Origin of the sequence: Pseudogemmobacter sonorensis (assembly GCF_042762395.1) — a bacterium.
GTDB classification, from domain to species: Bacteria; Pseudomonadota; Alphaproteobacteria; order Rhodobacterales; family Rhodobacteraceae; genus Pseudogemmobacter; species Pseudogemmobacter sonorensis.
On record NZ_JBEFZE010000004.1, the window covers coordinates 42,521 to 68,439 of the forward strand.

General features: G+C 69.7%; 23 protein-coding genes and 2 pseudogenes. 11 read left to right on the plus strand and 14 right to left on the minus strand.

The genetic code is table 11. From position 1 onward, the window contains the following. Nucleotides 1-168 precede the first annotated feature (168 nt). Together ABNX41_RS04350 and ABNX41_RS04355 are read right to left on the minus strand one after the other, a co-directional pair. Nucleotides 169-849, minus strand: a complete 681-nt coding sequence (locus ABNX41_RS04350; protein ID WP_438668505.1) for an ABC transporter ATP-binding protein — start codon at nt 847-849, stop codon at nt 169-171. After that, on the minus strand, nt 846-2,027 hold the full coding sequence (locus ABNX41_RS04355) for a KpsE/RkpR family capsule polysaccharide export protein (protein WP_438668506.1): 1,182 nt from the start codon (nt 2,025-2,027) through the stop codon (nt 846-848). The genes ABNX41_RS04350 and ABNX41_RS04355 overlap by 4 nt, the downstream gene beginning before the upstream one ends. A 189-nt stretch (nt 2,028-2,216) precedes the next feature. On the opposite strand from ABNX41_RS04355, the gene ABNX41_RS04360 reads away from it, so the two are divergent. Then, complete coding sequence (locus ABNX41_RS04360) at nt 2,217-3,017, plus strand: ABC transporter permease (RefSeq protein WP_438668507.1); 801 nt, start codon at nt 2,217-2,219, stop codon at nt 3,015-3,017. A 49-nt stretch (nt 3,018-3,066) separates the two neighbouring features. Here ABNX41_RS04360 and ABNX41_RS04365 read toward each other — a convergent pair whose 3' ends face one another. Together ABNX41_RS04365 and ABNX41_RS04370 are read right to left on the minus strand one after the other, a co-directional pair. Then, a complete protein-coding gene (locus tag ABNX41_RS04365; protein ID WP_438668508.1) occupies nt 3,067-4,452 on the minus strand; it encodes a DUF2793 domain-containing protein in 1,386 nt (461 codons plus the stop codon). Nucleotides 4,453-4,717: 265 nt separating this feature from the next. Then, entirely contained in the window at nt 4,718-5,506 is a 789-nt protein-coding gene (locus ABNX41_RS04370; protein WP_438668509.1) for an inositol monophosphatase family protein, read from the minus strand. A gap of 159 nt (nt 5,507-5,665) precedes the next feature. Here ABNX41_RS04370 and ABNX41_RS04375 point away from each other — a divergent pair, with 159 nt between their 5' ends. Both ABNX41_RS04375 and ABNX41_RS04380 read left to right on the plus strand, forming a co-directional pair. After that, the gene (locus ABNX41_RS04375) at nt 5,666-6,169 is read left to right on the plus strand and encodes a DUF2867 domain-containing protein (protein WP_438668510.1); all 504 of its coding nucleotides are present in this window, start codon (nt 5,666-5,668) and stop codon (nt 6,167-6,169) included. 134 nt (nt 6,170-6,303) lie between these two features. Beyond that, the gene (locus tag ABNX41_RS04380; protein ID WP_438668511.1) at nt 6,304-6,618 is read left to right on the plus strand and encodes a hypothetical protein; all 315 of its coding nucleotides are present in this window, start codon (nt 6,304-6,306) and stop codon (nt 6,616-6,618) included. A 36-nt stretch (nt 6,619-6,654) separates the two neighbouring features. On the opposite strand, the gene ABNX41_RS04385 is transcribed toward ABNX41_RS04380, so the two are convergent. Both ABNX41_RS04385 and ABNX41_RS04390 read right to left on the minus strand, forming a co-directional pair. Next, entirely contained in the window at nt 6,655-7,122 is a 468-nt protein-coding gene (locus tag ABNX41_RS04385; protein WP_438668512.1) for a L,D-transpeptidase, read from the minus strand. Between the two features lie 181 nt (nt 7,123-7,303). Next, nucleotides 7,304-8,212, minus strand: coding sequence for a LysR family transcriptional regulator (locus ABNX41_RS04390; RefSeq protein WP_438668513.1), 909 nt, complete (start codon nt 8,210-8,212; stop codon nt 7,304-7,306). An 87-nt stretch (nt 8,213-8,299) separates the two neighbouring features. On the opposite strand from ABNX41_RS04390, the gene metF reads away from it, so the two are divergent. The 5 genes from metF (at nt 8,300) to ABNX41_RS04415 (ending at nt 13,318) form a co-directional block, all read left to right on the plus strand. Next, entirely contained in the window at nt 8,300-9,163 is an 864-nt protein-coding gene (metF, locus tag ABNX41_RS04395) for a methylenetetrahydrofolate reductase [NAD(P)H] (RefSeq protein WP_438668514.1), read from the plus strand. A gap of 442 nt (nt 9,164-9,605) precedes the next feature. Then, entirely contained in the window at nt 9,606-10,046 is a 441-nt protein-coding gene (gene aroQ / locus ABNX41_RS04400; protein WP_438668515.1) for a type II 3-dehydroquinate dehydratase, read from the plus strand. Further along, a complete protein-coding gene (locus tag ABNX41_RS04405) occupies nt 10,043-10,855 on the plus strand; it encodes an HpcH/HpaI aldolase family protein (protein WP_438668516.1) in 813 nt (270 codons plus the stop codon). The genes aroQ and ABNX41_RS04405 overlap by 4 nt, the downstream gene beginning before the upstream one ends. Then, a complete protein-coding gene (locus ABNX41_RS04410; RefSeq protein WP_438668517.1) occupies nt 10,848-12,011 on the plus strand; it encodes an AMP-binding protein in 1,164 nt (387 codons plus the stop codon). Before ABNX41_RS04405 ends, ABNX41_RS04410 begins: the two co-directional genes overlap by 8 nt. 2 nt (nt 12,012-12,013) lie before the next feature. Then, the gene (locus ABNX41_RS04415) at nt 12,014-13,318 is read left to right on the plus strand and encodes a thiolase family protein (RefSeq protein WP_438668518.1); all 1,305 of its coding nucleotides are present in this window, start codon (nt 12,014-12,016) and stop codon (nt 13,316-13,318) included. 190 nt (nt 13,319-13,508) lie between these two features. Here the strand turns inward: ABNX41_RS04415 and ABNX41_RS04420 are convergent, their stop codons facing one another. The 5 genes from ABNX41_RS04420 to ABNX41_RS04440 all read right to left on the minus strand — a co-directional run bounded on the left by ABNX41_RS04420 (nt 13,509) and on the right by ABNX41_RS04440 (nt 17,549). Beyond that, nucleotides 13,509-14,051 (minus strand): biotin transporter BioY, encoded by a 543-nt coding sequence (locus ABNX41_RS04420; protein WP_438668519.1) that lies wholly within the window; start codon nt 14,049-14,051, stop codon nt 13,509-13,511. A gap of 27 nt (nt 14,052-14,078) precedes the next feature. Continuing rightward, the gene (locus ABNX41_RS04425) at nt 14,079-14,675 is read right to left on the minus strand and encodes an energy-coupling factor transporter transmembrane component T family protein (RefSeq protein WP_438668520.1); all 597 of its coding nucleotides are present in this window, start codon (nt 14,673-14,675) and stop codon (nt 14,079-14,081) included. Continuing rightward, the gene (locus ABNX41_RS04430) at nt 14,650-15,393 is read right to left on the minus strand and encodes an energy-coupling factor ABC transporter ATP-binding protein (protein ID WP_438668521.1); all 744 of its coding nucleotides are present in this window, start codon (nt 15,391-15,393) and stop codon (nt 14,650-14,652) included. The genes ABNX41_RS04425 and ABNX41_RS04430 overlap by 26 nt, the downstream gene beginning before the upstream one ends. Before the next feature lie 493 nt (nt 15,394-15,886). Beyond that, nucleotides 15,887-16,147 (minus strand): YMGG-like glycine zipper-containing protein, encoded by a 261-nt coding sequence (locus tag ABNX41_RS04435; RefSeq protein ID WP_438668522.1) that lies wholly within the window; start codon nt 16,145-16,147, stop codon nt 15,887-15,889. Between the two features lie 124 nt (nt 16,148-16,271). Then, on the minus strand, nt 16,272-17,549 hold the full coding sequence (locus tag ABNX41_RS04440) for a 4-aminobutyrate--2-oxoglutarate transaminase (RefSeq protein WP_438668523.1): 1,278 nt from the start codon (nt 17,547-17,549) through the stop codon (nt 16,272-16,274). Nucleotides 17,550-17,795: 246 nt separating this feature from the next. Between ABNX41_RS04440 and dprA the strand changes: the two are divergent. From dprA to topA, 3 genes and pseudogenes are all read left to right on the plus strand, one after another. Then, nucleotides 17,796-18,809 (plus strand): annotated as a pseudogene (gene dprA / locus ABNX41_RS04445) (DNA-processing protein DprA); the annotation flags it as partial. A gap of 294 nt (nt 18,810-19,103) precedes the next feature. After that, nucleotides 19,104-19,289, plus strand: a pseudogene (locus tag ABNX41_RS04450) (DprA-like winged helix domain-containing protein); the annotation flags it as partial. Between the two features lie 657 nt (nt 19,290-19,946). Then, nucleotides 19,947-22,712, plus strand: coding sequence for a type I DNA topoisomerase (gene topA / locus ABNX41_RS04455; protein ID WP_438668524.1), 2,766 nt, complete (start codon nt 19,947-19,949; stop codon nt 22,710-22,712). A gap of 191 nt (nt 22,713-22,903) precedes the next feature. On the opposite strand, the gene choV is transcribed toward topA, so the two are convergent. The 3 genes from choV to choX form a co-directional block, all read right to left on the minus strand. Further along, nucleotides 22,904-23,983, minus strand: a complete 1,080-nt coding sequence (gene choV, locus ABNX41_RS04460; RefSeq protein WP_438668525.1) for a choline ABC transporter ATP-binding protein — start codon at nt 23,981-23,983, stop codon at nt 22,904-22,906. Beyond that, nucleotides 23,980-24,813: a choline ABC transporter permease subunit gene (choW, locus tag ABNX41_RS04465; RefSeq protein WP_438668526.1), complete on the minus strand. Its 834-nt coding sequence runs from the start codon at nt 24,811-24,813 to the stop codon at nt 23,980-23,982. Before choW ends, choV begins: the two co-directional genes overlap by 4 nt. A 105-nt stretch (nt 24,814-24,918) precedes the next feature. After that, nucleotides 24,919-25,848 carry a choline ABC transporter substrate-binding protein gene (gene choX, locus ABNX41_RS04470; protein ID WP_438668527.1) on the minus strand — a complete coding sequence of 310 codons (930 nt, stop codon included), beginning with the start codon at nt 25,846-25,848 and terminating at the stop codon, nt 24,919-24,921. Nucleotides 25,849-25,919 lie beyond the last annotated feature (71 nt).

Genomic DNA, 25,919 nt, shown 5'->3' on the forward strand with positions numbered 1-25,919 from the left:
TGGGGCGCGGCTGGCCCGGCGATTAACTGCGCCGGGCCGGGCTCTCGCAGGGTGACGCCCGGATCGGGCAGGGCGCGCGGTTGCGAACTCCCACCCGGCGCCTGACCGGGCGGCATGGCGCGCGCGGGCCGGGGGCCGTTGCGCAGGGATCCCGGTCGGGTGGGGATCTCAGGGGTGCAGCCCCGCCGCCCGCAGCGGGCGCACGATCTCCTGGTGATGCAGGATCGCCTGGTTGATGTCGGTGTAATAGCTGATCCGCCCCTCCTCCAGCACGGCGCCGTGCTGGCAGGTGCGCTGGACGTAATGCAGGCTGTGGCTGACGATGATCGCCGCGCTTGCCGCGATCCTCTGGCGGAAGACCCGGTCGCTTTTCTCGCGGAACGAGGCGTCGCCGACCGCGCCCACCTCGTCCACCAGATAGGTGTCGAAGTCGATCGCCATCGAGATCCCGAACGCCAGGCGCGAGCGCATCCCCGAGGAATAGGTCCGCACCGGCAGGTTGAAATGCACCCCCAGTTCGGCGAAATCGCGCACGCTTTCGACCAGCTCGTCGCTGTCCACGCCATAGACCCGGGCCAGAAAACGGGTGTTCTGCACCCCGGTCAGCTCGCCGTGGAAACTGCCCGCGAAGCCCACCGGCCACGAGATCGTGCCGTCCGAGACGACCCGCCCGCGGTCGGGCCGCATGCTGCCCGCGATGATCTTCAGCAGGGTCGACTTCCCCGCCCCGTTGCGGCCCAGCAGCGCGACCGACACGCCGGTGGGAAAGGTCACGTTCAGATTGTCGGCCACCACCTTGTGCTGGCCGCGCAGGATGAAGGTCTTGCTCAGATCCTCCAGCCGGATCATTGCCGGTCCCGCACCGCGTAATAGGTCAGCGTGGCGATGGACCACAGCAGGAAGATCATCCCCGAGACCAGCGCGGTCCAGACGAACCGCTCGGGATATTGCGCCCGTTCCGCCAGCGTCGGCGGCATGTAGGAGGCCAGGAAGCGCGTCGTGCGGCTGGCGCGCGCGATGGCGGCGTCGAGATTGGCCTTGGCGGCAAGATAGGACTGGCGCGCGAATTCGGTTTCCAGCGCGAGCCTTTCATATTCGGCGACCAGCATCGCATAGCCCCCGTCCGAGCCATCGTCGGCGGTGCGGATGCGGGCGCGCTCGGCCTCGATCCGGCCGCCGATCACCTCGATCCGGCGCTCGGCCTGGCGGATGCGGGGATCGTCCTCGGCGGCGCCGTTGGCGATCAGCATGTCGCGCTCGATCATCGCCTCGGCCTGCTGCGCGAGAAGCGAGTTCAAAAGCCCCATCCGCCCGGCCAGGTCGGTGGCGGGATCGACGATCTGGGTGCGCGAGCGGAACGCGGTCAGCGCGGTCTGCGCCGAGGACAGCCGTTCCGAGGCCAGGGCAAGCTCGTCCCGGGCGAAGCGGGTGGCATCCTCGCGCGCCTTGTCGTTGAGTTGGTTCAGAAGCCGCGCGCTTTCCTCTTCGATCAGAAGCGCGATCTGCTGGGCATCCTCGGGGGTGAAGGCCCGCACGCGGATCTCGATCAGGCCGCTGCCGGAATCGAGCACGGCATTCACCATCCGCCGCCAATGCCGCTCGCGGTCCTCGATGGTGGCATCGGAGGCGAGCGAATAGAAGAAATCGCCCGGGCGGGTGAAGGCGCGCGCGGTGTCGATCCGCTCTTCGACCCGGATCAGCATGTCGCGGCTGGTGATGTATTTGTAAAGGATCTGCGGGTCCGAGCCGCTGCCGCCGCCCCCCATCCGCACCAGCCCGCCCAGAAGGTCGCTCGCGCTGCCGCCCTCTTCGGTCTGGACCGAGAATCCCAGTTCCGAGGCATATTGGTCCTCGGCCACGACGAAGAGATAGAAGGCGACCAGGAGCGAGGGCAGCACCACGCAGGCCAGGAAGGACAGCATCAGCATCCGGTGGCGCCGGTGCATCTTCGCCGGTCCCGCGACGCCGTGCTCGATGGGGCCGGGCGGCTCGGGCGCGGGCACCGCGGCGGGGGGCGGGGCGCTCACGGGGGCGCTCCCGGCGGCGGGGGCGGGCGACGGGACGATCTGAGGGGCGTTCGCCAAGATGGCTGCTCTTTCCATTTCTCGCGTAACGGATATGCTTACATCGCCCGAAGCGAAGTGCCAAGCGACCTCTGTCCGCGATGGGACATGCCCGCCCGCCCCTTCGGCGGGGATTGGCGCAGGAAAGACCAGATGAGCGAACAGGCCCGCACCCCGAACACCAACCGGCGCTTTCGCATGGCGCGCACGGTTCTCGCCCTGGTCCTGCGCGAGATCTCGACCAGCTATGGCCGCACCGCCATCGGCTATCTATGGGCCTTCATCGAGCCGGTGGCCGGGATCTTGCTGCTGACCATCGTCTTCATGATCGTCGCGCATTCGCCGCCGATGGGCACCAGCTTTTCCTATTTCTACGCCTCGGGGCTGCTGCCGTTCTTTCTTTACATGGACATTTCGGGAAAGATCGCTTCGGCCCTGCGGTTCTCGCAGCCGCTGCTGTTCTACCCGGGCGTGACCTTCATCGACGCCATCGTCGCGCGGCTTTTGCTGAACGGGCTGACGCAATTGATCGTGATGACGACCATCCTGGCGGGCATCATCCTGATGGAGCGGCTGGATGTCATCCTCGACCTGCCCGCGCTGCTGGTCGCGGTCATGATGGCGATCTGCCTTGGGCTGGGGGTCGGCACGCTGAACAGCTTCCTGACGGCGGTCTTTCCGGTGTGGGAGCGGATCTGGGCCATTCTGAACCGGCCGCTGCTTTTGGTCTCCTGCACCTTCTTCACCTTCGAATCGGTGCCGAGCGACTATGCCAAATGGCTGTGGTTCAACCCGATCGTCCATATCGTCGGCAAGATGCGCCAGGGGCTTTTCCCGTCCTATGACGGGGCCTATGTCTCGCCGCTTTATGTGTTCTGGGTCGGGTTGCTGACCACCTGCATCGGGCTGGTCATGCTGAGCCGCTACCGCAGCTACATCCTCAACGACGGCTGAGCGCCGGGCCTTCCGGTCCTCGAATCCCCGGCCCTCAGATCCCCGACCCTCAGAACCAGGCCCCGACCGCGATCACCCCGCCGCCGCGCGCCGCGGAAGCCTGGCTGGAGATCGCGCTCCAGCTCAGCGTGGCGCCGCTCGCCGTCACCGACCCCGCGAGGAGGCCGAGCGCCCCCGCCCGGACCGATGTGCTGACCACCGGGGCTGCGGCGAAGGCGGCGGCCCAGGTCACCGCCGTTCCCGCCGAGACGAACCCGCCTAGGGGCGCGGCGGTGGCGATGGCCACCGACTGGCTGAAATCGCGGGTGCAGATCTGGGTGCCGTCGGCGAAACGGGTATAGGCGCCATTGGCGTTGGTGCCGCGCTCGATCACCGCGCCCGAAGGGGTGCCGCCCGACTGGCTGACCGGGCCGACGATGTTGGTCCAGTCGAAAAGCCGCTTCCATCCGCCCCAGGCCGCGCCCGAGCGGCGGCGCAGCCAGAGCCCGCGATCGGCTTCGGCCGCGGCCTCCTCGGCCAGAAGGATCTGCATCTCGGCCTCGGGCCCACGGCGGTGGTGGAACAGATAGACCTGCGCCGCGCCCGCCAGCGCGGCGGGCAGGCCCGAGGTGATCGCGCCGCTCGACCCCGCCATCCATGCCCCCGGGGGCAGGCTGCCGTCGGTCGCGCCGATATTGGCCGGGGCGGCCAGCGGCGCGCCCAACAGGCCGCCGTCGCCGGTGCGCGTCAGCCGTCCCGGGGTGGTGTCCTGGGCGCTTTGGGTCACGGCGCTGCCGGTGATCTGGCCGGTGACCTCGGCCCCGTTGGGCAGGCGGGCGCGGCCGGTCGCGGGCAGGGCTTCGAGCGTGGTGTGGAAGCTGGCGCCGTCGGGGCTGACCTTGATCGAGAAGGCATCGCTTCCCGCGAGCCCCATTTCGGCCCGGCCCGACCACTGGCTCTGGAACAGCAGGCTGGCGGTATCGGTGCTGGCGGCCTTGTTCAGCTTGAGCTGGTGCCCGCCGCCGGCATGGTTGAGCAGCGTCGCGGGCGAGGAGACCGCCAGCCGGTTGGTCGCATCCGCCGCCGCATTGACGCCGATCTGCCCGAAGGCGGCGCCGTCCGACCAGCCGCCCGCGCCATAGGTCAGCATCCGCCCCTCAGCGGCGACCCAGGCGCGCCAACCCTCTTGCGGCGCCAGATGCAGCCAGGCTCCGGCCAGGAAGGTGGCGACGCTGTTCTCCTGTCCGACCCAGTCCCCGGTCGCGGTTCCGGTGGTGGCGACGAGATGGCGGTCGCCCTCGGCGGGGGTTTCGGGCGGGGCGTTGCGGTCGCGGTCCAGCACCGAAAGCTGGACCGTGATGTCGAGCATGCGCAAAGCCTCGTTATGGGTGACATGCTTTTGCGCCTGTGCGGGCAGAATCAGCGGCAGGCCGAGAAGCGGGGTGGCGTCAGACATTTCATCCTCCGGGGAGCGGGCTTTGCCGGGGAGGATATTGCGCCGGGGTTAACGGCGGCTGGGGGCGGCGCGCGGTGGGGGTGGGGCCTGATCGCAACGGGCTTGGTGGGTTTTTTTTGGGCTGGCCGGGGACGCTCCGCGGGGGATATTTTTGCAAAGAAGAAATGGGCTTTCCGCGGGGCTTGGCGGAAGGCCGGGGAGGGGGGCGCCTGATGGCACGGGGCCCGGCAGCAGGCGCATGCGGCGGGTCTGGTGGGCGGCGGGGTCAGCCGCGCAGGGTTTTGGCGAAACTGGCGAAGATCTGTTCGTTCGCCGCCAGGACCGAGCCGCTTTCCAGCGGATCCTGGCCTTCGCGCAGGCCCTCGACCAGTCCGCCCGCCTCTTTCACCAGCAAGATGCCTGCGGCGATGTCCCAGGCGTTCAGCTCGCGCTCCCAATAGCCCTCGTAGCGCCCGGCGGCGACCCAGGCGAGGTCGAGCGCCGCCGCCCCCATCCGCCGCACCCCCGCCGTGGCGGGCAGAAGCTGCGAGAAATCCTTCAGCGTGGCGGGGAGCGTGCGTTTCGCGCCGAAGGGCACGCCGGTCGCGAAGATCGATTCGTGCAGGGCGCGACGGCCCGAGACCCGCAGGCGGCGATTGTCGTTCAGCCAGCAGCCCGCGCCCTTTTCGGCGAAGAACATCTCGTCCTTGGCCGGGTCGTAGACCACCGCCGAGACGATTTCGCCCTTGTGCTCCAGCGCGATCGAGATCGCCCAATGCGGGATGCCGTGCAGGAAATTGGTGGTGCCGTCGAGAGGGTCGACGATCCAGCGCCGGGTCGGGTCCTGGCCCTCGGCGGTTCCGGTTTCCTCGCCCAGCCAGCCATAGGTCGGTCGGGCGCCGAGGAGTTCCTCCTTGATGATGCGCTCGGCCTCGCGGTCGGCCTTGGAGACGAAATCGCCCGGGCCCTTGGCCGAGACCTGGAGGTTCTCGACCTCGCGGAAGTCCTTGACCAGCGCGCGCGCGGCCTTGCGCGCGGCCTTGATCATCAGGTTCAGGTTGGCGCTGCCCTGCATGGGACTCTCCCGCGGCTGGTATCGGCTGGAACGGGCGGTTCCTACAGCCAAAGCGCGGGGAAGGGAAGCCTGCGGATCGCGGCGGGGCGATCTGTGCAAGGGGGGGGCTGCCAGTGTATTCCTTCGGAGGGAGCGAACCGCGATGCGCGAGGGCGGCAGATGAAGCGAGACCTGCAGACACCCACCGGGGACGAGCCGCCGACGGCCACGCTCGCCCCCCGGGCGGAGCTGGATTTCTACGACCGCGCGCTGGCGGAACTGTCGGCCGCCCTTACGGCACTGGAGGCCTGGAACCTGATGATGGCGGCGCCGCAGCCCCTGATGCGGCTGGCCTTCCGCATCCGCGACGCGATTTCATCGCGCTTCGGCGTGCGGCGGATCGGCGGCTTTTCGGGGCGGCGGCGCGAGACGGTGGCCGAGGGCGAGCGGCTGGATTTCTTCCTGGTCGAGCGCGCGGCGCCCGATCTTCTGGTGCTGACCGAGCGCGACCGCCATCTCGACGTGATGACGACCATTTCCACGGCGGGGCGGTGGATCGCGATCACCTCCTCGGTGGTGACGCACAACCGCTTCGGGCGGGTCTACATGCTGCCGGTCGGGCCGGCGCATCGCATCATCGTGCGGCGGATGCTGCGGCGGTTGAGGCGGCGGCTGGCCGGGTAGGGGCGGCCGCGGGGCGCCCGGCCCCGCGACCTTGCCGCTTTCGCGCCGGGGCGCGATCTGCCATGTTCCCTCCGCTGGCCGGGCCCCGTCCGGTGCCAGCGCCCTTGATCCCTCGATTCCGAAAGCGTCCCGAAATGCCCCAGGCCGATCTTTACTTCACCACCGACAACGACTTTTCCCGCGCCGAGACCCTGGCCGCGATCGAGGATCTGGTCCGCGCGTTCGACGCCGGGGCCGGGGTCTGCAAGGGCCGCGCCCATCCGGTGGCCGAGTTCCACCACAGCCATATCTTCCTGCGCCTGTCGCTGCTGCCCAAGCCGCACCGCGACGCGGAATATGCCGCCGAGCTTGGCCGCAGGCTGGCCGCGCTGCTGCGCCCCCGGGCGGCGGCGGAGGGGGCGGTCGCGGTGAACGTCAGTTTCGACCTGCTGCATTACACGGCGGCCTGATCTCCGCCCGACCCCCGCGCGGGCCCTAGTCGAGGATCACCGCGCGCATATTCTCCATCCCCCGGTTTGGACCATCGAGAACAGGATTTCCGCATTGGCGCGGCTGAGCCGGAGGCCGCCCGCCGAGGCCGGGCGGCCCAGTTTCGATTCCTGATCGGTGCCGTGGATGACGTAATTGCCGTCGTAGAAGATCGAAAACGGCATCGGCGCATTGTTGCAGAGGCTGGAGCGGTGGTATTCCGACAGGAATTGCGGCGCATATTCCCCGGTCGGCGTGGCATGGCCCGCCCGCGCGGTCGAGACCGGCCAGTCGCAAAGCTTGGCGCCGTCCTGGAAGGCCTCCATCATCTGCGCCGAGATCGAGACCCGGACTCGATCTTCCCGGCCGAGGCCATGCCCGCCGGGGCGAGGGCCAGGAAGGCCGCGAGGATCATCGCCGCGGCAGGGAGCGGACCGGAGGGGGGCTGATGGCCATCTTCTTCCATCCCATCGAGAATCCATCATCCGGGTTGCAGGTTTTCCGCCCGGGCCCCACGGTCAACGCCGCAAGCGTGAACAATCCGTTGCGCCTGTGCGTCATGGCGCCGCGACGGCGGTCCGCCGGTCGCGGATGTTCGACATGTGCAGGAAATCGCTGCGAAAACAGTCGCCCGCCCGCCTGCGGCCGGGGGCGGGCGCGAATCGCTCAGGGGATGCGCTGCAGCTTAACAGCCTCGACCCGGGCCAGGCGCAGGAAATGCGCCATGAAGGGTTTCGCGGCATCCTCGTCGCGGGTGGCGGCATACATCCGCTTTGAGGCGGGCGGATCCCCCAGCGGGCGGGTGACGTAACCGGCGCTGGTCCTGACCTCGCGCATCACCCAGTCGGGCAGGACCGAGACGCCGCGGTTCGATCCGACCAGCATCAGGATCACCGCCGTCAGCTCGGCGGTGCGGTGGCCGCGCGGCTCGACCTTGGCGGGGGTCAGCATCTCGGTGAAGACATCCAGCCGGTCGCGCCCGACCGGATAGGTGATCAGGATCTGGTCGCGGAAATCCTCGGCGGTGATGAAAGCCTTTTCGGACAAGGGGTTCTGGGTCGAGCAGACGAAGGTCGGGTGATAGTCGAAGAGCGGGTTGAAGGTGACCCCCGGCAGGTCCTTGGGATCCGAGGAGATCACCAGATCCACCTCTTCGCGGTTCAGGGCGGGCAGGGCGTCGAAGGCCAGGCCCGCGCGGATGTCGACATCCACCTCGGGCCAGGCGTGGCGGAACATCTCAAGCACCGGAAACAGCCAGTCGTAGCAGGCATGGCATTCCAGCGTGATATGCAGCCGCCCGGTCTTGCCCGAGCGGAGCGCGGCGAATTCCTCTTCCATGGCGTCGATCTCGGGCAGGATGCGCTCGGCGGCGCGCAGCATCCGGTGCCCGGCCGCCGAAAGCCGCATCGGTTTCGAGCGGCGGACGAACAGCTCCATCCCGGCCTGATCCTCAAGCCCCGCCACCTGATGCGACAGCGCGGACTGGGTCATGTTCAGGATCTCGGCCGCGCGCGCGAGCCCCCCCGCCTGGTGGATCGCGCGGATGGTGCGCAGGTGCTTGATCTCGACATACATGAGGTCTGCTCATTAAGATCGTGAGAATTATGAATTGGTCTCACATTCGAAAAGCTGCGACAAGGGGCCTGGAAAAGGAGACGGATCATGTCCAGGGCGCCGCGCATCTCGTTCGAGTTCTTCCCGCCGCAGACGCTGGACGCGTCGTTCCGCCTGTGGGAAACCGTGCAGGCGCTGGCGTCGGTGAAGCCGGAATTCGTCTCGGTCACCTATGGCGCGGGCGGCACCACGCGCAAGCTGACGCATGAGGCGGTGGCGACGATCCATCGCAACTACGGATTGAACGTCGCGGCGCATCTGACCTGCGTCGATGCTTCGCGCGCCGAGACGCTGGAAATCGCGCAATCCTATGCCGAGGTCGGCGTGACCGAGATCGTCGCCCTGCGCGGTGATGCGCCGAAAGGCGCCGCGTGCTGGACCCCGCATCCCGAGGGTTTCGCCTCTTCGGTGGAACTGGTCGAGGCGCTGGCGGCGACGGGGCGGTTCAGGATCCGCGTCGGCGCCTATCCCGAGCCGCATCCCGACAGCCCCACCACCGCCGCCGATGTCGATTTCCTCAAGCGCAAGATCGACGCGGGCGCGACCTCGGCCATCACCCAGTTCTTCTTCGAGGCCGAGACCTTCTTCCGGTTCCGCGACGCCTGCGCGGCCTCGGGGATCGACGCGCCGATCATTCCGGGCATCCTGCCGGTGATCTCGTGGGAGGGTACGAAGAAATTCGCCGCCCGTTGCGGCGCGAAGATCCCGCCCCGGCTGGACGAGGCCTTCACCCGCGCCGTCGGCGACGGTCGCGAGGGGGTTTATGCGCTGGCCCAATGCAGCCAGCTTTGCGAGCGGCTGATCGAGGGCGGGGTGGAGGATCTGCATTTCTACACCCTCAACCGCCCGCATCTGACGCGCGAGGTGGTGCGCGCCCTTGGCCTTCAGCCCGCGCTGGAGCATGTCGCCTGATTTCGGCTGCGGGCCCGCCTCCGGCCGGGGCCGTGTCGAAACGTGACGGGTGGACGCAAGGCCGATAAGCACGTTCTTCGAAGCCCGGGGCATCGCCAGCCTCCCTCCCGGTGCCGGTGAGGATAGCCGCGGGGGGCGCTGTTCGCGGGCGAGGCTCGAAATCCGGGTTTGCGCACAGTCCCGGCCCGCCAACGGTCAAGGAACTGCGCGCATTTCCCCTCCGACCCCCTTGCCCCGCCGCGCGAGGGCTGTTCGCATCGGCGCATCGGCGCATCGGCGCATCGGCGCATCGGCGCATCGGCGCATCGGCGCATCGGCGCATCGGCGCATCGGCGCATCGGCGCATCGGCGCATCGGCGCATCGGCCTGCCGGGCGGCGGCGGGACTTGTCCGCGCCGGGCAATCCTCTATCGTCGCGCCATTCCTTGAGGGACTGCTGCCGATGACCAAGCTGATCACCTTCCTGAACGGCCCCAACCTGAACCTGCTGGGCAGGCGCGAGCCGGAAATCTACGGCGCCGAGACGCTTGACGACGTGGTGGCCGCCGCCTCTGCCCTGGCGGCCGAGCTTGGGCTTGCGCTCGATCCGTTCCAGTCGAACCACGAGGGCGCGCTGGTCGACCGCATCCAGGCCGCGCGCGAGGGGGCGGCGGGGATCATCATCAATCCCGGCGCCTATTCGCATACTTCCGTGGCGATTCTGGACGCGCTGAACGCTTTCGAGGGGCCGGTGCTCGAGGTGCATATCTCGAACATCCACCGGCGCGAGGCCTTCCGCCACCATTCCTTCGTCTCGGCCCGGGCCGAGGGCGTGATCGCGGGCTTCGGCACCCAGGGCTATCTGCTGGCGCTGCGGCGCATGGCGGCGCTGGTGTCGGCATGAGCGCGCCGCACCCCCTGCCGCCGAACGGCTTCAAGCGCGCCCTGGCCGAAGGGCGCAGCCAGATCGGCATCTGGTGCACCCTTCCGGGCGGGGTGACGGCGGAATTGCTGGCCGGGACCGGCTTCGACTGGATCCTGCTCGACACCGAACATGCGCTGACCGATCTGCCCGACATCCATGGCATGCTGCAGGCCGTCGCCGCCTCGCCCGTCGCGCCGGTGGTGCGGGTGCAGGAGAACTCGGCCGTGCTGATCAAGCGCGCGCTGGACATGGGCGCGCTGACCCTTATGGTGCCCTATGTCCAGAGCCCCGAAGAGGCCGAGGCCGCCGTGCGCGCCATGCGCTACGCGCCAAGGGGGATCCGGGGCCTTGCCGGCCTGACGCGGGCCAGCCGCTATGGCGCGGTCGCCGATTACATCGCCCGCGCCGAGGAAGAGCTGTGCCTGATCGTCCAGGTCGAGACCGCCGATGCGGTTGCGCGGATCGAGGAGATCGCCTCGGTCGATGGCGTCGATGCGGTCTTCATCGGGCCCGCCGACCTCTCGGCCTCGATGGGTCTGGCGGGGCAGACCGGGCATCCGGCGGTGGTGGCCAAGATCGAAGAGGCGATCGCGCGGCTGCGCGCCATCGGCAAGCCCTCGGGCATCCTGACGCTGGACCTCGATTTCGCGCGCCGCTGCATCGGCCTGGGCACGCGGTTCACGGCGGTCGGCGTCGACATGGCGCTTTTGCGCCGGGCGGCCCTGGGGCTGGCGGCGGAATTCTCGGGCTTTTCCGGGTCTGCGGGCCCCGCCGGGGAAGATGGCTGAGCCCCGGTTTCGCTGGCACCCCGAGGCCCGGGCTTTCGGCCCCGAGGGCGCGGAGGTGCATCCCCTTGGCGAGGCGCTGCAGCCGCAGCCCTTGCCCGCGCCCGAGCCCGCGCCGCTTGCGCTTTGCCATGCGCTGGCGCTTGGCCGGGGCTTTCGCATCGGTGGAACCGGCGCGGCCCCCGCGCGGGGGTTCGAGACCCTGACCTCCGGCTCCACCGGCCGCCCGCGCCGGATCGCGCGCGGCGTCGAAAGCTGGACGGCGGGTTTCGCGGTCAATGCCGGGCTGTTCGGCCTGGGGCCGGGGCGGCGCGTGGCGGTTCTGGGCGGTCTGGTGCATTCGCTGTCGCTTTACGGCGCGCTGGAGGCGATGCATCTGGGGGCCGAGACCCATCTGCTGGGCGGTCTGCGTCCCGACCGGCAGGGCCGCGCGCTGGCCGCGCGCCGGGTCGATGTGGTCTATGCCACGCCCGCGCAATTGCGCGGGCTGGACCATCCGCTGCCGGACCTGCGGCTGGTGCTGGTCGGGGGATCGAAGCTCGACCCCGGCTTGCGCGCGCATCTGGCGCGGCTGGCCCCGGGGGCGGCTTTGCGCGAATTCTACGGCGCCGCGGAGACGAGCTTCGTCACCCTCGCCGATGCCGCCACCCCGGCGGAATCGGTCGGCCGCCCCTATCCGGGGGTGGAGATCGAGATCCGCGCCGGTGAGGTCTGGGTGAAAAGCCCTTACCTTTTCGACGGATACGCCCTTGATCCGGGTGAGGCGCCGCCGCTCTCGGGCCAGGCGCGGCGCGCGGGCGACTGGCTTTCGGTGGGCGAGATGGGCCGGATCGAGGGGGGCTGCCTCTATCTCTCGGGCCGCAAGGGGCGGATGGTCACCGTGGCCGACCGCAATGTCTTTCCCGAAGAGATCGAGGCTTTCCTTGAAACCCTGCCCGGGCTGGCCCGCGCCGCCGTGCTGGCCGAGCCGGATGCGCGGCGGGGCCAGCGGCTTTATGCCGTGGTGATGGGCGATCCGGGGCAGGAGGGCGCGATTCTGGCCGCCCTGCGCGCGCGCCTGGAGCCGCTGGTGGCGCCGCGCCGCCTGGTGTGGCGGCGGGACTGGCCCGAGACCGCCTCGGGCAAGAGCGATCTTGCCGCGCTGGCGAAGGGGGCGTGAGGATGGTCGCGCGCATCATCGCGGCGCGGCGCAGCGCGGTGGTGCCCCGGGGCGGGGCCTTCGCCGGGCTGCGGATCGAGGACCTGGCCACCCCGGTCGTGACGGCGCTTCTGGCCGATGCCGCGTCGGTCTGCGGGATCGGATCCGCCGATGTCGACGAGCTGATCGTGGCCGAGGCCGTGGGACTGGGCGGCAATCCGGCGCGGCGCATCGCCCTGGCGGCGGGCCTGCCCGGACATGTCGCGGGGCTGTCGATCGACCGGCAATGCGCGGGCGGGCTGGATGCCATCGCGCTTGGCGCCGCGCTGATCGCGGCGGGGCGGGCGCGAGTGGTGATCGCGGGCGGGGTGGAAAGCGCCTCGCGCCGCCCGCAGCGCGCGGCCCCCGACGGGGCGGGGGGCTTCCGGCCCTACGACCAGGCCCCGTTCACGCCTTGGCCCGGGCGTGATCCCGGGATGACCGAGGCCGCCGCTGCCCTGGCCGAGGCCCATGCCGTCTCGCGCGATGCGCAGGATGCCTGGGCGGTGGAAAGCCATGCCCGCGCCCGCGCCGTGCCGGGCGGGCTCAGGTCGGGCGGCCCGAACCCGAGGGAATCGGACCCGAGGGAACCGGACCCGGATTGGCCCGAGATCGTGGTCATCGCGGGCCAGTCGCGGGACCCGTTCACCCGCCGCCTGACCCCCGCCATCGCCGCCCGCGCGCCCTTGCTGCGGGGCAGCGTCAGCGCCGCCAATGCGGCGGTGGCGGCGGATGGCGCGGCCTTCGTGCTGCTGGTCGCCCGGGATCTTCTGCCCCGGGGCCGGGGCGCGCGGGCGTTGCGGGTGGCCGGGGCGGCGACGCGGGGCGCGGCGGATCCCAAATGGCCCGGGCTGGCCGCCATCCCCGCGATGCGGGCGGCCATGGCCGAGGCCGGGATCGCCGCGCGGGATCTGGCGCAGGCCGAGATCATGGAGGCCTATGCGGTGCAGGCGATCCTGACCGCGCGGGCTTTGCTGGAGGGGGAAGCGATGCCGAGCGTCCAGAGCGGGTCTCTGGCCGAGCAAGCCCGGACTGTGCTTGCCTCGGCTCCGCCTGTCCCGATTGAGGGGCCTCTGGCGGCGCGCGCGCTGCCGGAGGGAGAAGGGCCGATCCCCGACTTCGTCAATCCCCGGGGCGGCGGGCTGGCGCGCGGCCATCCGATCGGGGCCTCGGGCGCGGTGCTGGCGGTGCGGCTGTTCCACGACCTGCGGCCAGGCGGGGGCCCCGGCCTTGCCGCCATCGCGGCGGCGGGGGGGATCGGCTCGGCGCTGGTGCTTGCCCCGGCCTGAGGCTGGCGCCAGGGCTTTGGCCCCGAGCCTTGCCGCCCCCGAGAGCCTTGCTGCCCTGAGCCTTGCCGCGCGCCGCGCCCGATCCGTTCCGGCGCCCGGGGCTTGCCCGGGCTGGGATGCGACAGGCTCCGGCATCTTTCCCGGGGGCGGCGAGGCGGGGCCCGGTGATCGGCCCCCGCCGGACCGGGCCTCAGGCCCGCGACAGCACCGCGCCGGGGCGCATCCGGGTCAGCGCATGGGTGACGAAGCCCGCCAGCACCGCCTTGATCATGTCGCCGGGCAGGAAGGCGGCGGCCAGATAGGCGGCCTCGGCGAAGGTCTTGTCCAGCATCACCGACATGCCCAGGATCCCCAGCAGGTTCAGCACGCCGACGCCGCCGATCACCGCGCCCGCCCCGGCGGCGATCCCCACCGGAAGCGTGGTCTTCTCGACGATCCAGCCCGCGACGAAGGCCGCGACCGGGAAGCCGATCAGATAGCCCACCGTGGGCGACAGGAACACCCCGAGCCCACCGCGCCCGCCCGCCAGCAGCGGCAGGCCCGCTGCGACGAGTGCAAGAAACAGCAAGACCGCCAGCGCGCCGCGCCGCGCGCCCAGAACCGTGCCGCACAGCATGATGGCCAGCGACTGCGCCGTGATCGGCACGCCGAAATGCAGGTTGATCGCCGGGATCAGGCCAAGAATGGCGATCAGCGCGGCGAAAAGCGCGATATAGGTGATGTTGCGTTCCATGAGGTGCTCCTGTTTGCGCGGCGGACCTTAGTCCGCGCCACCGCGCGCGCGCAAGGCTTCGGCCGCCTGTTCGGCCCCGTCGAGCGCGGCGAGCACCCCGGGGACGAGGATGCGCCAGCCCGGCCTGCGCGGGCTGCGGGCGCTCCAGGATTCGCGGATCCGGCCCAGGGCCTCGGCCATGGTCGGGATGAAGCGGATCGTCAGCGCGAAGGCCAGCGCGAGGCGGCGCGGCGGGATCAGGGGCGAGAGCGGGCGGCACAGCCGCTCGATCACCGCCAGCATGTCGGAAAGCCGCGTCGTCATGGTGACCAGATTGGCCGCCGCCACCGCCGTCACCATGCGCAGCGCGATGGCGGCGCCGCTGCGGGTCTCGCCCGTCCACAGATGCCACAGGACCACCACGGCGATGAAGGGCCAGATCGGGCGCAGCATGGCCAGCGCATGCCGGGCGAAGCGCATCCCCCCCGGCAGATGCAGCGCGGCCACCGCCGCCAGCGCCGCCGCCAGCAGGCGCGGGTCCTGCAGCGCGAAGAGCCCGATGGTGCCCGCGCAAAGCGCGGCCAGCTTCCAGCCCGCCTTGACGCGGTGGAAGGGCGTCTCAACCGGCGAGGTCAGTGTCAGCATCGCACGCGCCCAGTCGTTCCATTTCCCGGGTGAAGGCGGGCAGGATCTCGCCCGCGGATCCGTCGCCGACGATCCGCCCGGCCTCGATCCACAGCACCCGCTCCATCCCCGCCATGGCGGAAGGGTCGTGGCCGATGGTGACCAGCCGCTGCGGCAGCGCGGCCAGCCGCCGGGTCAGCCGGTGGATCGTCGGCAGGTCGAGCCCGGCGAAGGGCTCGTCCAGCAAGAGCGTGCCGGGCGCCATCGCCAGCAGCGACATCAGGCAAAGGTAGTGCTTCTGCCCGCCCGACAGCGAACTGACCGGCGCGCGCGCCCAATGCGCCCGCCCCTCGGTTTCCAGCAGCGCATTGGCGCGGGCCAGCGCCTGTACCTGGGGCAGGCCCTGCTGGCGCAGGCCGAAGGCCAGCTCCTCCTCGCAGGTGGGGAAAAGGATCTGGTGCTCGGGGTTCTGGAACAGGATGCCGATGCGCGACAGCGCGCCCTTGCGGTCCTTGAACGGGTCGATGCCGTCGATCCGCACCTCGCCCGTCTTCGGCGCGACGAGGCCCGCGAGCAGCCGCAGGAAGGTGGTCTTGCCCGAGCCGTTGCGCCCGACGATGCCGATGCGCCGCTCGGCCAGGGTGAGCGAGATCGGCGCCAGCACCTCGCGCCCGGCGATCACCACCGGGCCGGTCCGCAATTCGAACCCGCTGGGGCGGGCGTCTGGTGAGGGGGTCATGGCAGGGGCCGGGGTGGAGGACACCCGCGCGTCATAAGATGCGAGGGCGGCGCTGCCAAGGTGCAACCGGCAGGGGGCGCGGCTTCGGAGGCGTGGCGTTGGGGCGCCTGCCGTGGCGGAGGGGCGGCCGGAGGGGGCGCTTTCCGTTCGATGCGAGGGAGCGGAAAATGCGCGGGGGCGATGAAAAGGCGTTCGGCGCCGCGCTGGAGAAATCAGTCGCCCAACGGCTGGAAAGGCGCAGATGCACGCCGGGGGTCGTGATGGCGATCAGGGGAGGTGGGTCGTTCAGAAGCTGGAAGTGCGCGGGGTTCGGGCCGAAACTGGGCAATGCAGGCAGGATTTCCGGCTCGGAACCCGCTCAAGCGCCTTTTCCGCAGCCCGGTTGAAGCCACCGAAATCGAGCCCGGGGGACGATGAGGCAAGGTCTAGCCCGCCCTGCCGAACAGGGCCGACGATGGCGTCGGCCCTGCAGGCTCGGGCCCCGGGTCTAAGGTCAACAGCTGGCGATATAGGTGCCGCCGCGGCCGTCGGCATAATAGCACTGGCCGCGGGTGTTGGTCTGGCCGACCATGGTGCCCGCGACGGTGCCGACGACGGCGCCCAGCATCGCGCCCTTGGTGCGGTCGGAATCCGACGAGACGGCGGCGCCGACGGCGGCTCCTCCGAGCGCGCCGATGGCGGCATTCTGTTCGGTCTGGGTGCAAGCCGACAGGCCGAGGGCCGCTGCGGCGAAGAGAACGAGAACGGGTTTCATGATGACCTCACATCTTTCGGGGTTCGGCAGTCAACGCCTCCGGCCGCTTCGGGTTCCACGAAGCGCAGAGCTTCAGGTTCCATGAAGCCAGCGGAGGCGTCAACCTTCCGGCAGGCTCTGGATTTCACCCCTTGCGCGCCGCCGCCACCGATTCCTGAAGGATCGCCAGCGCCTCGGCGAAATGTGGCTCGGGGATCGTGATCGGCGCCAGGAAGCGGATCACGTTGCCGTTGATGCCGCAGGTCAGCAGGATCAGGTTGCGCTTGAGCGCCTCGGCCACGATCCGCTGGGTCAGTGCGGCATCGGGGGCCTTGGTGCCGTCCTTGCCGAATTCCGCCGCGACCATGAAGCCCTGGCCACGGATGTCGATGATCTCGGGCGTGGTGGCGCGGATTTCCTCAAGCTTCTGGCGCAGGCGCGAGCCAAGCTCGGTCGCGCGGGCGCAGAGGTCCTCCTCCTCGACCACGTCGAGGACGGCATTCGCCGCCGCCACCGCCAGCGGATTTCCGGCATAGGTGCCGCCCAGGCCGCCGGGCTGGCTGGCATCCATCAGATCGGCCCGGCCCGTCACCGCCGAGATCGGCAGCCCGCCGCCCAGGCCCTTGGCCATGCAGGTGATGTCGGCGGCGACGCCATGGGCCTCCATCGCGAACAAAGTGCCGGTGCGGGCGATGCCGGTCTGCACCTCGTCCGCGATCAGGACGATGCCGTGATCGTCGCAAAGCTGGCGCAGCGCCTTCACGAAATCGGTGGGGGCGGGGTAGAAGCCGCCCTCGCCCTGCACCGGCTCGAAGATGATCGCGGCGACGCGGTCGGGATCGACATCGTTCTTGAACAGTTTCGCGATGCCTTCCAGCGCATCCTCGGTGGCGATCTCGTGAATGGCCTGCGGATAGGGCACATGGAAGACCTCGGGCATCATCGCGCCGAAGCCCTTCTTGTAGGGCATGACCTTGCCGGTCAGCGTCATCCCCATGAAGGTGCGGCCGTGGAAGGCGCCGCCGAAGGCGATGATGGCGTTGCGGCCGGTGGCGACGCGGGCGATCTTGACGGCGTTTTCAACGGCTTCGGCGCCGGTGGTGGCGAAGATCGTCTTCTTCGCGAAATCGCCCGGCACCTTTTCGTTCAGCCGCTCGGCCAGACGGATGTAATTCTCGTAGGGCATGACCTGGTGGCAGGTATGGGTGAAGCGGTCCAGTTGCGCCTTCACCGCCTCCATCACCTTGGGATGGCGGTGGCCGGTGTTCACCACCGCGATTCCGGCGGCGAAATCGAGATAGCGGTTGCCCTCGACGTCCCAGACCTCGGCGTTCAGCGCGCGGTCGGCATAGATCTGGGTGGTCATCCCCACCCCGCGCGAGACCGCTTCCACCCGCCGGTTGGCGATATCGGAATTCTTCATCACTGGCTCCATCAGCTTTGCGGGGCGCGCCCTGTCGCGCCGCGTCGAGACGGCCTTAGCATCCTTGGGCCAGGGGCGGGTAAATCCAGAAGGGGCGGCTCGCTATGTCCAGTTGCGACGGCGGCGGACCTTCCGGCGGCGGTCGCGGCGTTTTCCGGGATTGGGGCAGGGATTGGGGCCGGGGCGATTCAGATTCTGTTAACCAGCGCCGTGCAATAACCGACTCGCGAATGAGGCGAGGGCGGTATGGCGGACGGTCAGCTTTCGAACACCCCACACCCCACCCCACCCCGTGCGGAGGAAGACCGGCTGGACTGGCTTCGTCTCATTCGTTCCCGCCGCGTCGGCGCGGTGACCTTCCACCGGCTGCGGGCTGAACATGGATCGGTCCGGGCTGCGCTGTGCGCCCTGCCCGGGATCGCGGCGGCGGCGGGTCTGCGCGACTATCACCCCTGTTCGACGGCGGCCGCGCGCGATGAGATGGCAAGGGCCCGCGCGCTCGGGGCGCGGCTGGTCTGTTTCGACGATGCCGATTATCCGGCGCCGCTGCGCGAATTGCCCGATGCGCCGCCGCTTTTCTGGGCAAGGGGCGAGCTTGGCCTGCTCCGGCGCCCGATGGTGGCGCTGGTGGGGGCGCGCAACGCCTCGTCGCTGGGGCTGCGGATGGCGCGCAGGCTGGCCCTGGGACTGGGCGAGGCCGGGTTCGTCGTGGTCTCGGGCCTTGCGCGCGGGATCGATGCGGCGGCGCATCGGTCGGCGCTCGACAGCGGCACGGTGGCGGTGCAGGCGGGCGGCGTCGATGTGGTCTATCCCGACGAGAATGCCGCGCTGGCGGGCGAGATCGCGGCGCGCGGCCTGTGCCTTTCCGAACATCCCCCCGGCACCGCCCCGCAGGCGCGCCATTTCCCGCTGCGCAACCGCATCGTCTCGGGCCTGTCGCGGGCGGTCGTCGTGGTCGAGGCCGCGGCGCGGTCTGGCAGTCTTCTGACGGCGCGGATGGCGCTTGACCAGGGGCGCGAGGTGCTGGCGGTGCCCGGCCATCCGTTCGACGCCCGCGCGGCGGGTTGCAACATGCTGATCCGCGACGGCGCGACGCTGGCCCGCGACGCGGCGGATGTGCTGGAGGCGATCGGCGGTGCGGGCCATGTGGTTCACGGACCCGGATACGGCGGGGAAGGGGCTCGGCCCGATCCCTTGCCGGGCGACCGGCCCGCCGCGATGGTCCGGGCCCCGGAAAGCGCCTCCGAGGATGCTTCGGGGGGTAACGGGTCGGGCTCCGCTCCGGGCTGCCGGGGGATCGCGCCCCGGGGGGTGCCGGAGCGGAGGGTTCGGGAAGGAGTCGGCGTAGATTCCGCCGTTTCCGCGCAGAATGTCGCCGCCGCAGGCCAGGATGCCTCCGCAGGTCGGCTTTCCGCCGCGGCACGGCCCGCCGCGCCATCGTCCGCCGCGCTGGCGCCCCGGGCCGCGTTACCGGCGGCACCCTTTCCAGCGGCCGAGTCGCCTGCCGCAGTGCAGCCCGTCCCCTCGCCCTCCATCCCCTCCCCATCCGCCCGTCCGATGATCGAGACGGCTGCGCTTCATCGGCTGATTCTGGACCGGCTCGGCCCCAGCCCACTGGCCGAGGATCAATTGATCCGCGACCTCGACCTGCCGGCGGCGCGATTGTCCTGCGAGCTTCTGATGCTCGAGCTGGAGGGCCTGATTCAGCGCCAGCCCGGCGGGCTGCTGTCGCGGCTTTAGCGGATCGCTGAAAACGTGGTGGGGCCAGCAAGCCTAGTGATGAAGACCGGGAAGTCGCTGCGGCAGCGACCGGAAATGTGCAGGAACTCGGCAAATTCAGGCAGAATCCCGGCCCTGATGCAGGCTCGGATCCTTTTTCGGCGACCGGCTCAGGGGGCTTTCAAGGGGGCTTGCGGAAAAGGCACCGGGGCGGCTTGGGCGGTCCGGTGCCTGTGCGGCCGAGCCGATGCTACCCGAGGCGCTGCGACACGGGCCGATACGACCCGAGCCGATGGGGCACTGCGACACGGGGCACTGCGACACGGGGCACTGCGACACGGGGCACTGCGACACGGGGCACTGCGACACGGCCTTGTGTGCCCCGGATCCGGGCGCACAGATCCGGGTAAAGGGTGATCTTTTCAGGCCCGATCGCGGCTCGGCGCGCCTTGGGTGGTCGGGTCGGCCTTCCGCCTTTCGGAACCGGGTCGAGGCGGTTCGGCACGTTCGCGGCCGCCTGTCGGGCCCGCCCCAACCGGCGCCGGATCCCCGGCGGTTGCCCGAAAAACGCAAGCGTGAGCGGTCGCGCAACCGCTTCGGCCTTGCCCATGGTTGACAAGCCCCCGCCTTCGCCCACATCTAGCCCCGCCAGTTGATCGTGGTCCGGGAAGGGATTTCATGCCTGTCGTCGTTGTGGAGTCGCCCGCCAAGGCCAAGACAATCAACAAATATCTCGGCCCGGGCTTTACCGTGCTGGCCTCATACGGCCATGTCCGAGATCTGCCCGCCAAGGATGGTTCCGTCGATCCCGAGCATGATTTTTCCATGAAATGGGAGGTCGCCGCCGAATCCCGGAAACATGTCAAGGCCATCGCCGAGGCGCTGAAATCCGATGACACGCTGATCCTTGCCACCGACCCCGATCGCGAGGGCGAGGCGATCTCTTGGCATCTCAAGGAGGCGCTGGCGCCTTCGCTGAAAAAGGGCAAGACCGTCGCGCGGGTCACCTTCAACGCCATCACCCGCGATGCGGTGACCAAGGCGATGAAGGAACCGCGCGAGGTCGATGGCGCCCTGGTCGACGCCTATCTGGCGCGGCGCGCGCTGGATTACCTGGTGGGGTTCACCCTGTCTCCCGTGCTCTGGCGCAAGCTGCCGGGCGCGCGCAGTGCGGGCCGGGTGCAATCGGTCTGCCTGCGCCTGATCGTCGAGCGCGAGATGGAGATCGAGGCTTTCAAGGCGCGCGAATACTGGACGGTGAAAGCTGTCTTCACCACGCCGCGCGGCCAGGAATTCGAAGCGCAACTGGTCACCCTCGGTGGCACGAAATTGCAGAAATTCGATATTCCAACCGTTGAGGCGGCGGAAATTGCCGTCAAGGCTGTCACTTCTCGCAGCTTCTCGGTCGCGGCGGTGGAATCGAAGCCCGCCAGCCGCAACCCCTGGCCGCCCTTCATGACCTCGACCCTGCAGCAAGAGGCCAGCCGCAAGTTCGGCATGGGCGCGAAACAGTGCATGAACGCGGCGCAGCGTCTCTACGAGGCGGGCCATATCACCTATATGCGGACCGACGGCATCGACATGGCGCCCGAGGCGGTCATGGCCACCCGCGCCGAGATCGAGCGCCGCTTCGGCAAGGATTACGTCCCGCAAAGCCCGCGCATCTACAAGAACAAGGCCAAGAACGCCCAGGAAGCGCATGAATGCATCCGTCCGACCGACATGGCGCTGGACCCCGGCCGGATCCGCGTCGAGGAGGACCAGCGCCGCCTTTACGACCTGATCTGGAAGCGCACCATCTCCAGCCAGATGGCGGCGGCGCGGCTGGAGCGCACGGCGGTCGATGTCGCCAGCCCCGACGGCCAGGTCGCGTTGCGCGCCAACGGCCAGGTGGTGCTGTTCGACGGTTTCCTCAAGGTCTATGATCAGGGCCGCGACGACCAGGGCGCCGAGGGCGAGGACGAGGGCCGCCTGCCGCAGATCCATCAGGGCGAGGCGATCAGCCCGGCCCGGGGCGCGCTGAACGAGGCTTTCGCCAAGATCGCCGCGCGCGCGCCGGGCGATTCGTCGGCCGGAGAGCGCATCGCCGCGGCGGTTCTGGGCGAGGGCGGGGGCGTCCTGGCCAGCCAGAGCTTCACCCAGCCGCCGCCGCGCTATACCGAGGCCACGCTGGTCAAGAGGATGGAGGAGCTGGGGATCGGCCGACCTTCGACCTATGCCTCGATCCTGACCACCATCGTCGACCGCGAATATGTCAGGAAGGACAAGAACCGCCTGATCCCCGAGGACAAGGGGCGGCTTGTCACGGCCTTTCTGGCCAATTTCTTCCACCGCTATGTCGAATACGATTTCACCGCCGATCTGGAGGGGGAACTCGACGACGTCTCGGCCGGAGAGCGCGACTACAAGGAGGTTCTGGCCCGGTTCTGGCGCGACTTCTCGGCCGCCGTGGCCGAAACCGCGGATCTGCGGATCGGCGAAGTGCTTGACAAGCTGGACAATTTTCTGGCGCCGCATCTTTACCCGCCCCGGGCCGACGGTGGCGATCCGCGCGTTTGCCCGGTCTGCGGCGCGGGTCGGCTGCATCTGAAGACCGCGCGCTCGGGCGGGGCCTTCATCGGCTGCGGCAATTACCCCGAATGCCGCTACACCCGCCCCATCGCGGGCGATGCCGAGGCGGCGGGCTCGGACGGGCGGATCCTGGGCCAGGACGAGGCGGGCAACGAAATCTCGCTTCGGGTGGGGCGGTTCGGCCCCTATGTCCAGCGCGGCGAGGCGAGCGAGGCCCAGCCCAAGCCCGACCGCGCCAGCCTGCCCAAGGGCTGGTCGCCCGACATGCTGACGCTGGAGCGCGCGCTGGACCTGCTGTCCCTGCCGCGCCAGATCGGTCCGCATCCCGAGGATGGCGCGCCGGTGGAAACCGCGATCGGGCGCTTTGGCCCCTTCGTGAAATGGAACAAGACCTATGCCAATCTGGCCGATGCCGAAGAGGTGTTCAGCCTTGGCATGAACCGGGCGGTGGAACTGCTGGCGCAGAAGCTGGCGCGGGGGCCGGGCCGGGGTGCGGCGGCCGAGCCGTTGAAAACCCTGGGCGAGCATCCCGATGGCGGCGAGATCCAGGTCATGCCGGGCCGCTACGGGCCCTATGTGAAATGGGGCAAGGTGAATGCGACCCTGCCCAAGGAGATCGCGCCCGAGGCCGTGACGGCGGAACAGGCGCTCGCGCTGCTGGCCGAGAAGGCGGGCAAGGCGCCGAAAGGCCGCAAAGCGGCGGCGAAGAAGGCGCCCGCGAAGAAGGCCGCCAAGGCGGAGGCGGATGCCTCGGCCACGAAAGCGCCCGCCCCTAAAGCAACCGCCAAGAAGGCTTCGGTCAAGAAGGTGGCGGCGAAGCCGAAGGCGGCTGCGAAGAAGGCGCCCGCAAAGGCCGCGCCAGCCGAGGATTGACAGAACAGGCAGGCGCCCGTTCCGGCCTGCGGTGTGCAGGTGCAGGCTTGACCGGCGCGGCGGTCCTTGCTGGTCGAGGGTCGAGGGTCGAGGGTCGAGGGTCGAGGGTCGAGGGTCGAGGGTCGAGGGTCGAGGGTCGAGGGTCGAGTTGCGCCCCGGCCCGGCCCGCATCCCCTCGGGACACGCGCCGCTCAGCCGCCGCGCGGGTTCAGCAGCCGCGCCAGCACGCCGTCGGCGCGGATCGTGCCGATCCGGCGCCCGGCTTCGACCACCGCCAGCGCGCCGGTGCCGCTCGCCAGCGCCTCCATCACCGCGCGGACCGGGGTTTGCGGCGCGATCTCGCGACCGGCGGGGGTGGCGATCTCGCCCGCGGCCATCACGTCGCGCGCGGTCAGCACGCCCAGCGGGTTCATCTGCGCCACGAAATCGGCAACGTAATCCGAGACCGGATTGGCGATGATCTCGCGCGCGGTGCCGCATTGCACGATGCGCCCGCCCTCCATCAGCGCGATGCGGTTGCCGATCTTGAAGGCCTCGTCGAGGTCGTGGCTGACGAAGACGATGGTGCGCCGGAGCCGGGATTGCAGTTCCAGCAACTCGTCTTGCAGGCGGCTGCGGATCAGCGGGTCGAGCGCCGAGAACGGCTCGTCCATCAGAAGGATCGGCGCCTCGGTGACGAAGGCGCGGGCCAGGCCCACGCGCTGCTGCATGCCGCCGGACAATTCGCCGACCTTGTGCTCGGCCCATTGGGTCAGGTTCACCAGTTCGAGCTGGCGGTCCACCCGGGGGCGGCGCGCCTCGGCCGGAACCCCGGCGAGTTCGAGGCCGAGGCCGACATTCTCGCGCACGCTGCGCCAGGGCAGCAGGCCGAATTGCTGGAAGACCATGGCGACGCGTTCGGCCCGCAGCCGCCGCAGGGTGGCGGGATCGGCATGGGTCACCGAGACCATCCGCGCGCCGTCGTGCAGCCGCACCTCGCCCCGCACCACCGGGTTCAGCGCATTGACCCCGCGCAGAAGCGTCGACTTGCCCGAGCCCGAAAGCCCCATCAGCACCAGGATCTCGCCCCTCGCGACCGTGAGCGAGCAGTCGTGAACCCCCAGCACCTGGCCGGTGGCCTCCTGCACGCGGGCGCGCGAGGCGCCCTGGTCCATCAGCGGCAGGGCGCGCTCGGGATCGTCGCCGAAGACGATCGAGACGCGGTCGAATTCGACCGCGATGTCGTCGGGGGCGATGCTGGCGGGCGTGATGTCGGTTGCGGCCGTGGTCATTTCTTTCTCACCCGCAGCATGCGGTCCAGGATGATGGCGACGACGACGATGACGAAGCCCGATTCGAAGCCGAGGGCGGTGTTGCCCTGGCCAAGAGCGCGCACGACCGGGATCCCCAGCCCGTTCGCCCCCACCATCGCCGCGATCACCACCATGGAAAGCGAAAGCATGATGGTCTGGTTCAGCCCGACCATGATCTGTGGCAGCGCCCAGGGCAGTTCCACCTTGACCAGCCTTTGCCAGCCGGTGGCACCGAAGGCGGTGGCGGCCTCGGTCAGCGCGGTCGGGGTCGAGGCGATCCCCAGCGTGGTCAGCCGGATCGGCGCGGGCAGCACGAAGACCACGGTGGCGATCAGCCCCGGCACCATGCCCAGCCCGAAGAACACCACCGCCGGGATCAGATAGACGAAGGTCGGCAAGGTCTGCATCAGGTCCAGCACCGGCGCCAGCGCGGCGCGCAGCCGGGGCCGATGGGCGCAGGCGATGCCGATGGGCACGCCAAGCGCCATGCAGATCATGCAGGAATAGAACAGCAGCACCAGGCTTTCGGTGGTGGCCTTCCAATAGCCCTGGTTGATGATGAAGAGAAAGCCCAGGAAGACCAGCAGGCAGATCTTCCACGACCTTTGCAGCCACCAGGTCAGCGCGACGAGGATCAGCACCACCACGATCTCGGGCGGGGCCTGCAAGAGTTTCAGCGTCTGGCCGATCAACCCGCCCAGGCCCTCGCTCAGCGTGTCGAAGACCCCGCCGAGATGGCGCTTCAGCCAGTCGACCACGGTCCTTGCCGTGGCGCCGACCGGGATCTTGGGAATGTCGAGCCAGTCCATACCTGCCTGCCTTGGGTGGGGGCGGGGCTTGGTGCCCCCGCTGCGCGCGGCGGGGCGCGCACCCCGCCGCAGCATGTCCGGGGCGGGGGCGCCCGGCCGCGCGGATCAGTTCAGCGCGGCGGCGACGGCGGCCACGGGATCCGCGCCATCCTTGGTGGTCACGCCCTCAAGCCAGCCCGCCCAGGCCTCGGGATTGGCGGCGAGCCAGGCCTTCGCCGCCTCGGCCGGGTCGGTCTCGTCGTTCAGGATCGCGCCCATGATCTCGTTCTCCATCGCCAGGCTGAATTCCAGGTTTTCCAGGAATTTCCCGGTGTTGGGGCATTCGGCGACATAGCCCTGGCGGGTGTTGGTCGCCACGATCGCGCCGCCGAAATCGGGGCCGAAGACCTCGTCCCCGCCCGCCAGATAGGTGATCTCGAAATTCGCATTCATCGGATGCGGCTCCCATGCCAGAAAGACGATGGGCTTCCCGGACCCGGTGTTGCGCGCGACCTGCGCCAGCATCCCCTGTTCCGAGCTTTCGACGATCTCGAACCCGCCAAGGCCGAACTGGTCGCCCTCGATCATGTCGAGGATCAGCCGGTTGCCGTCGTTTCCGGCCTCGATGCCGTAGATCTTGCCCTCCAGCGGGCCCGATTGCGCGGCGATGTCGGCGAAATCCGCGATGCCGAGCGCGGCGCCCGGCGCATTGGTCGCCAGCGTGTATTTGGCGCCGGTCAGGTTGGTGCGGACGGTTTCGACCGTGCCCGCCTCGCGGTAGGGGGCGATGTCGGCCTCCATCGTCGGCATCCAGTTGCCAAGGAAGATGTCGATATCGCCGTTCGCCAGCCCGGCATAGGTCACCGGCACCGACAGCACCTTGGTCTCGGTCTCGTAGCCAAGCGCCTCAAGCACCAGCACGGTCGCGGCGGTGGTGGCGGTGATGTCGGTCCAGCCGACATCCGAGAAGATGATCGTGTCGCAACCGGCGGCAAGCGCGCCGCCCGCGCAGCCAAGGGTCAGGGTGGTGGCGAGGAGGGGGGCGCGAAGGGTCATGGAGAGCTTCCTGTCGGCTGTGGCGGTTTTTGTTGATTGACGAGTCAGTAAACTTCGTGCTTCGTCGGGTT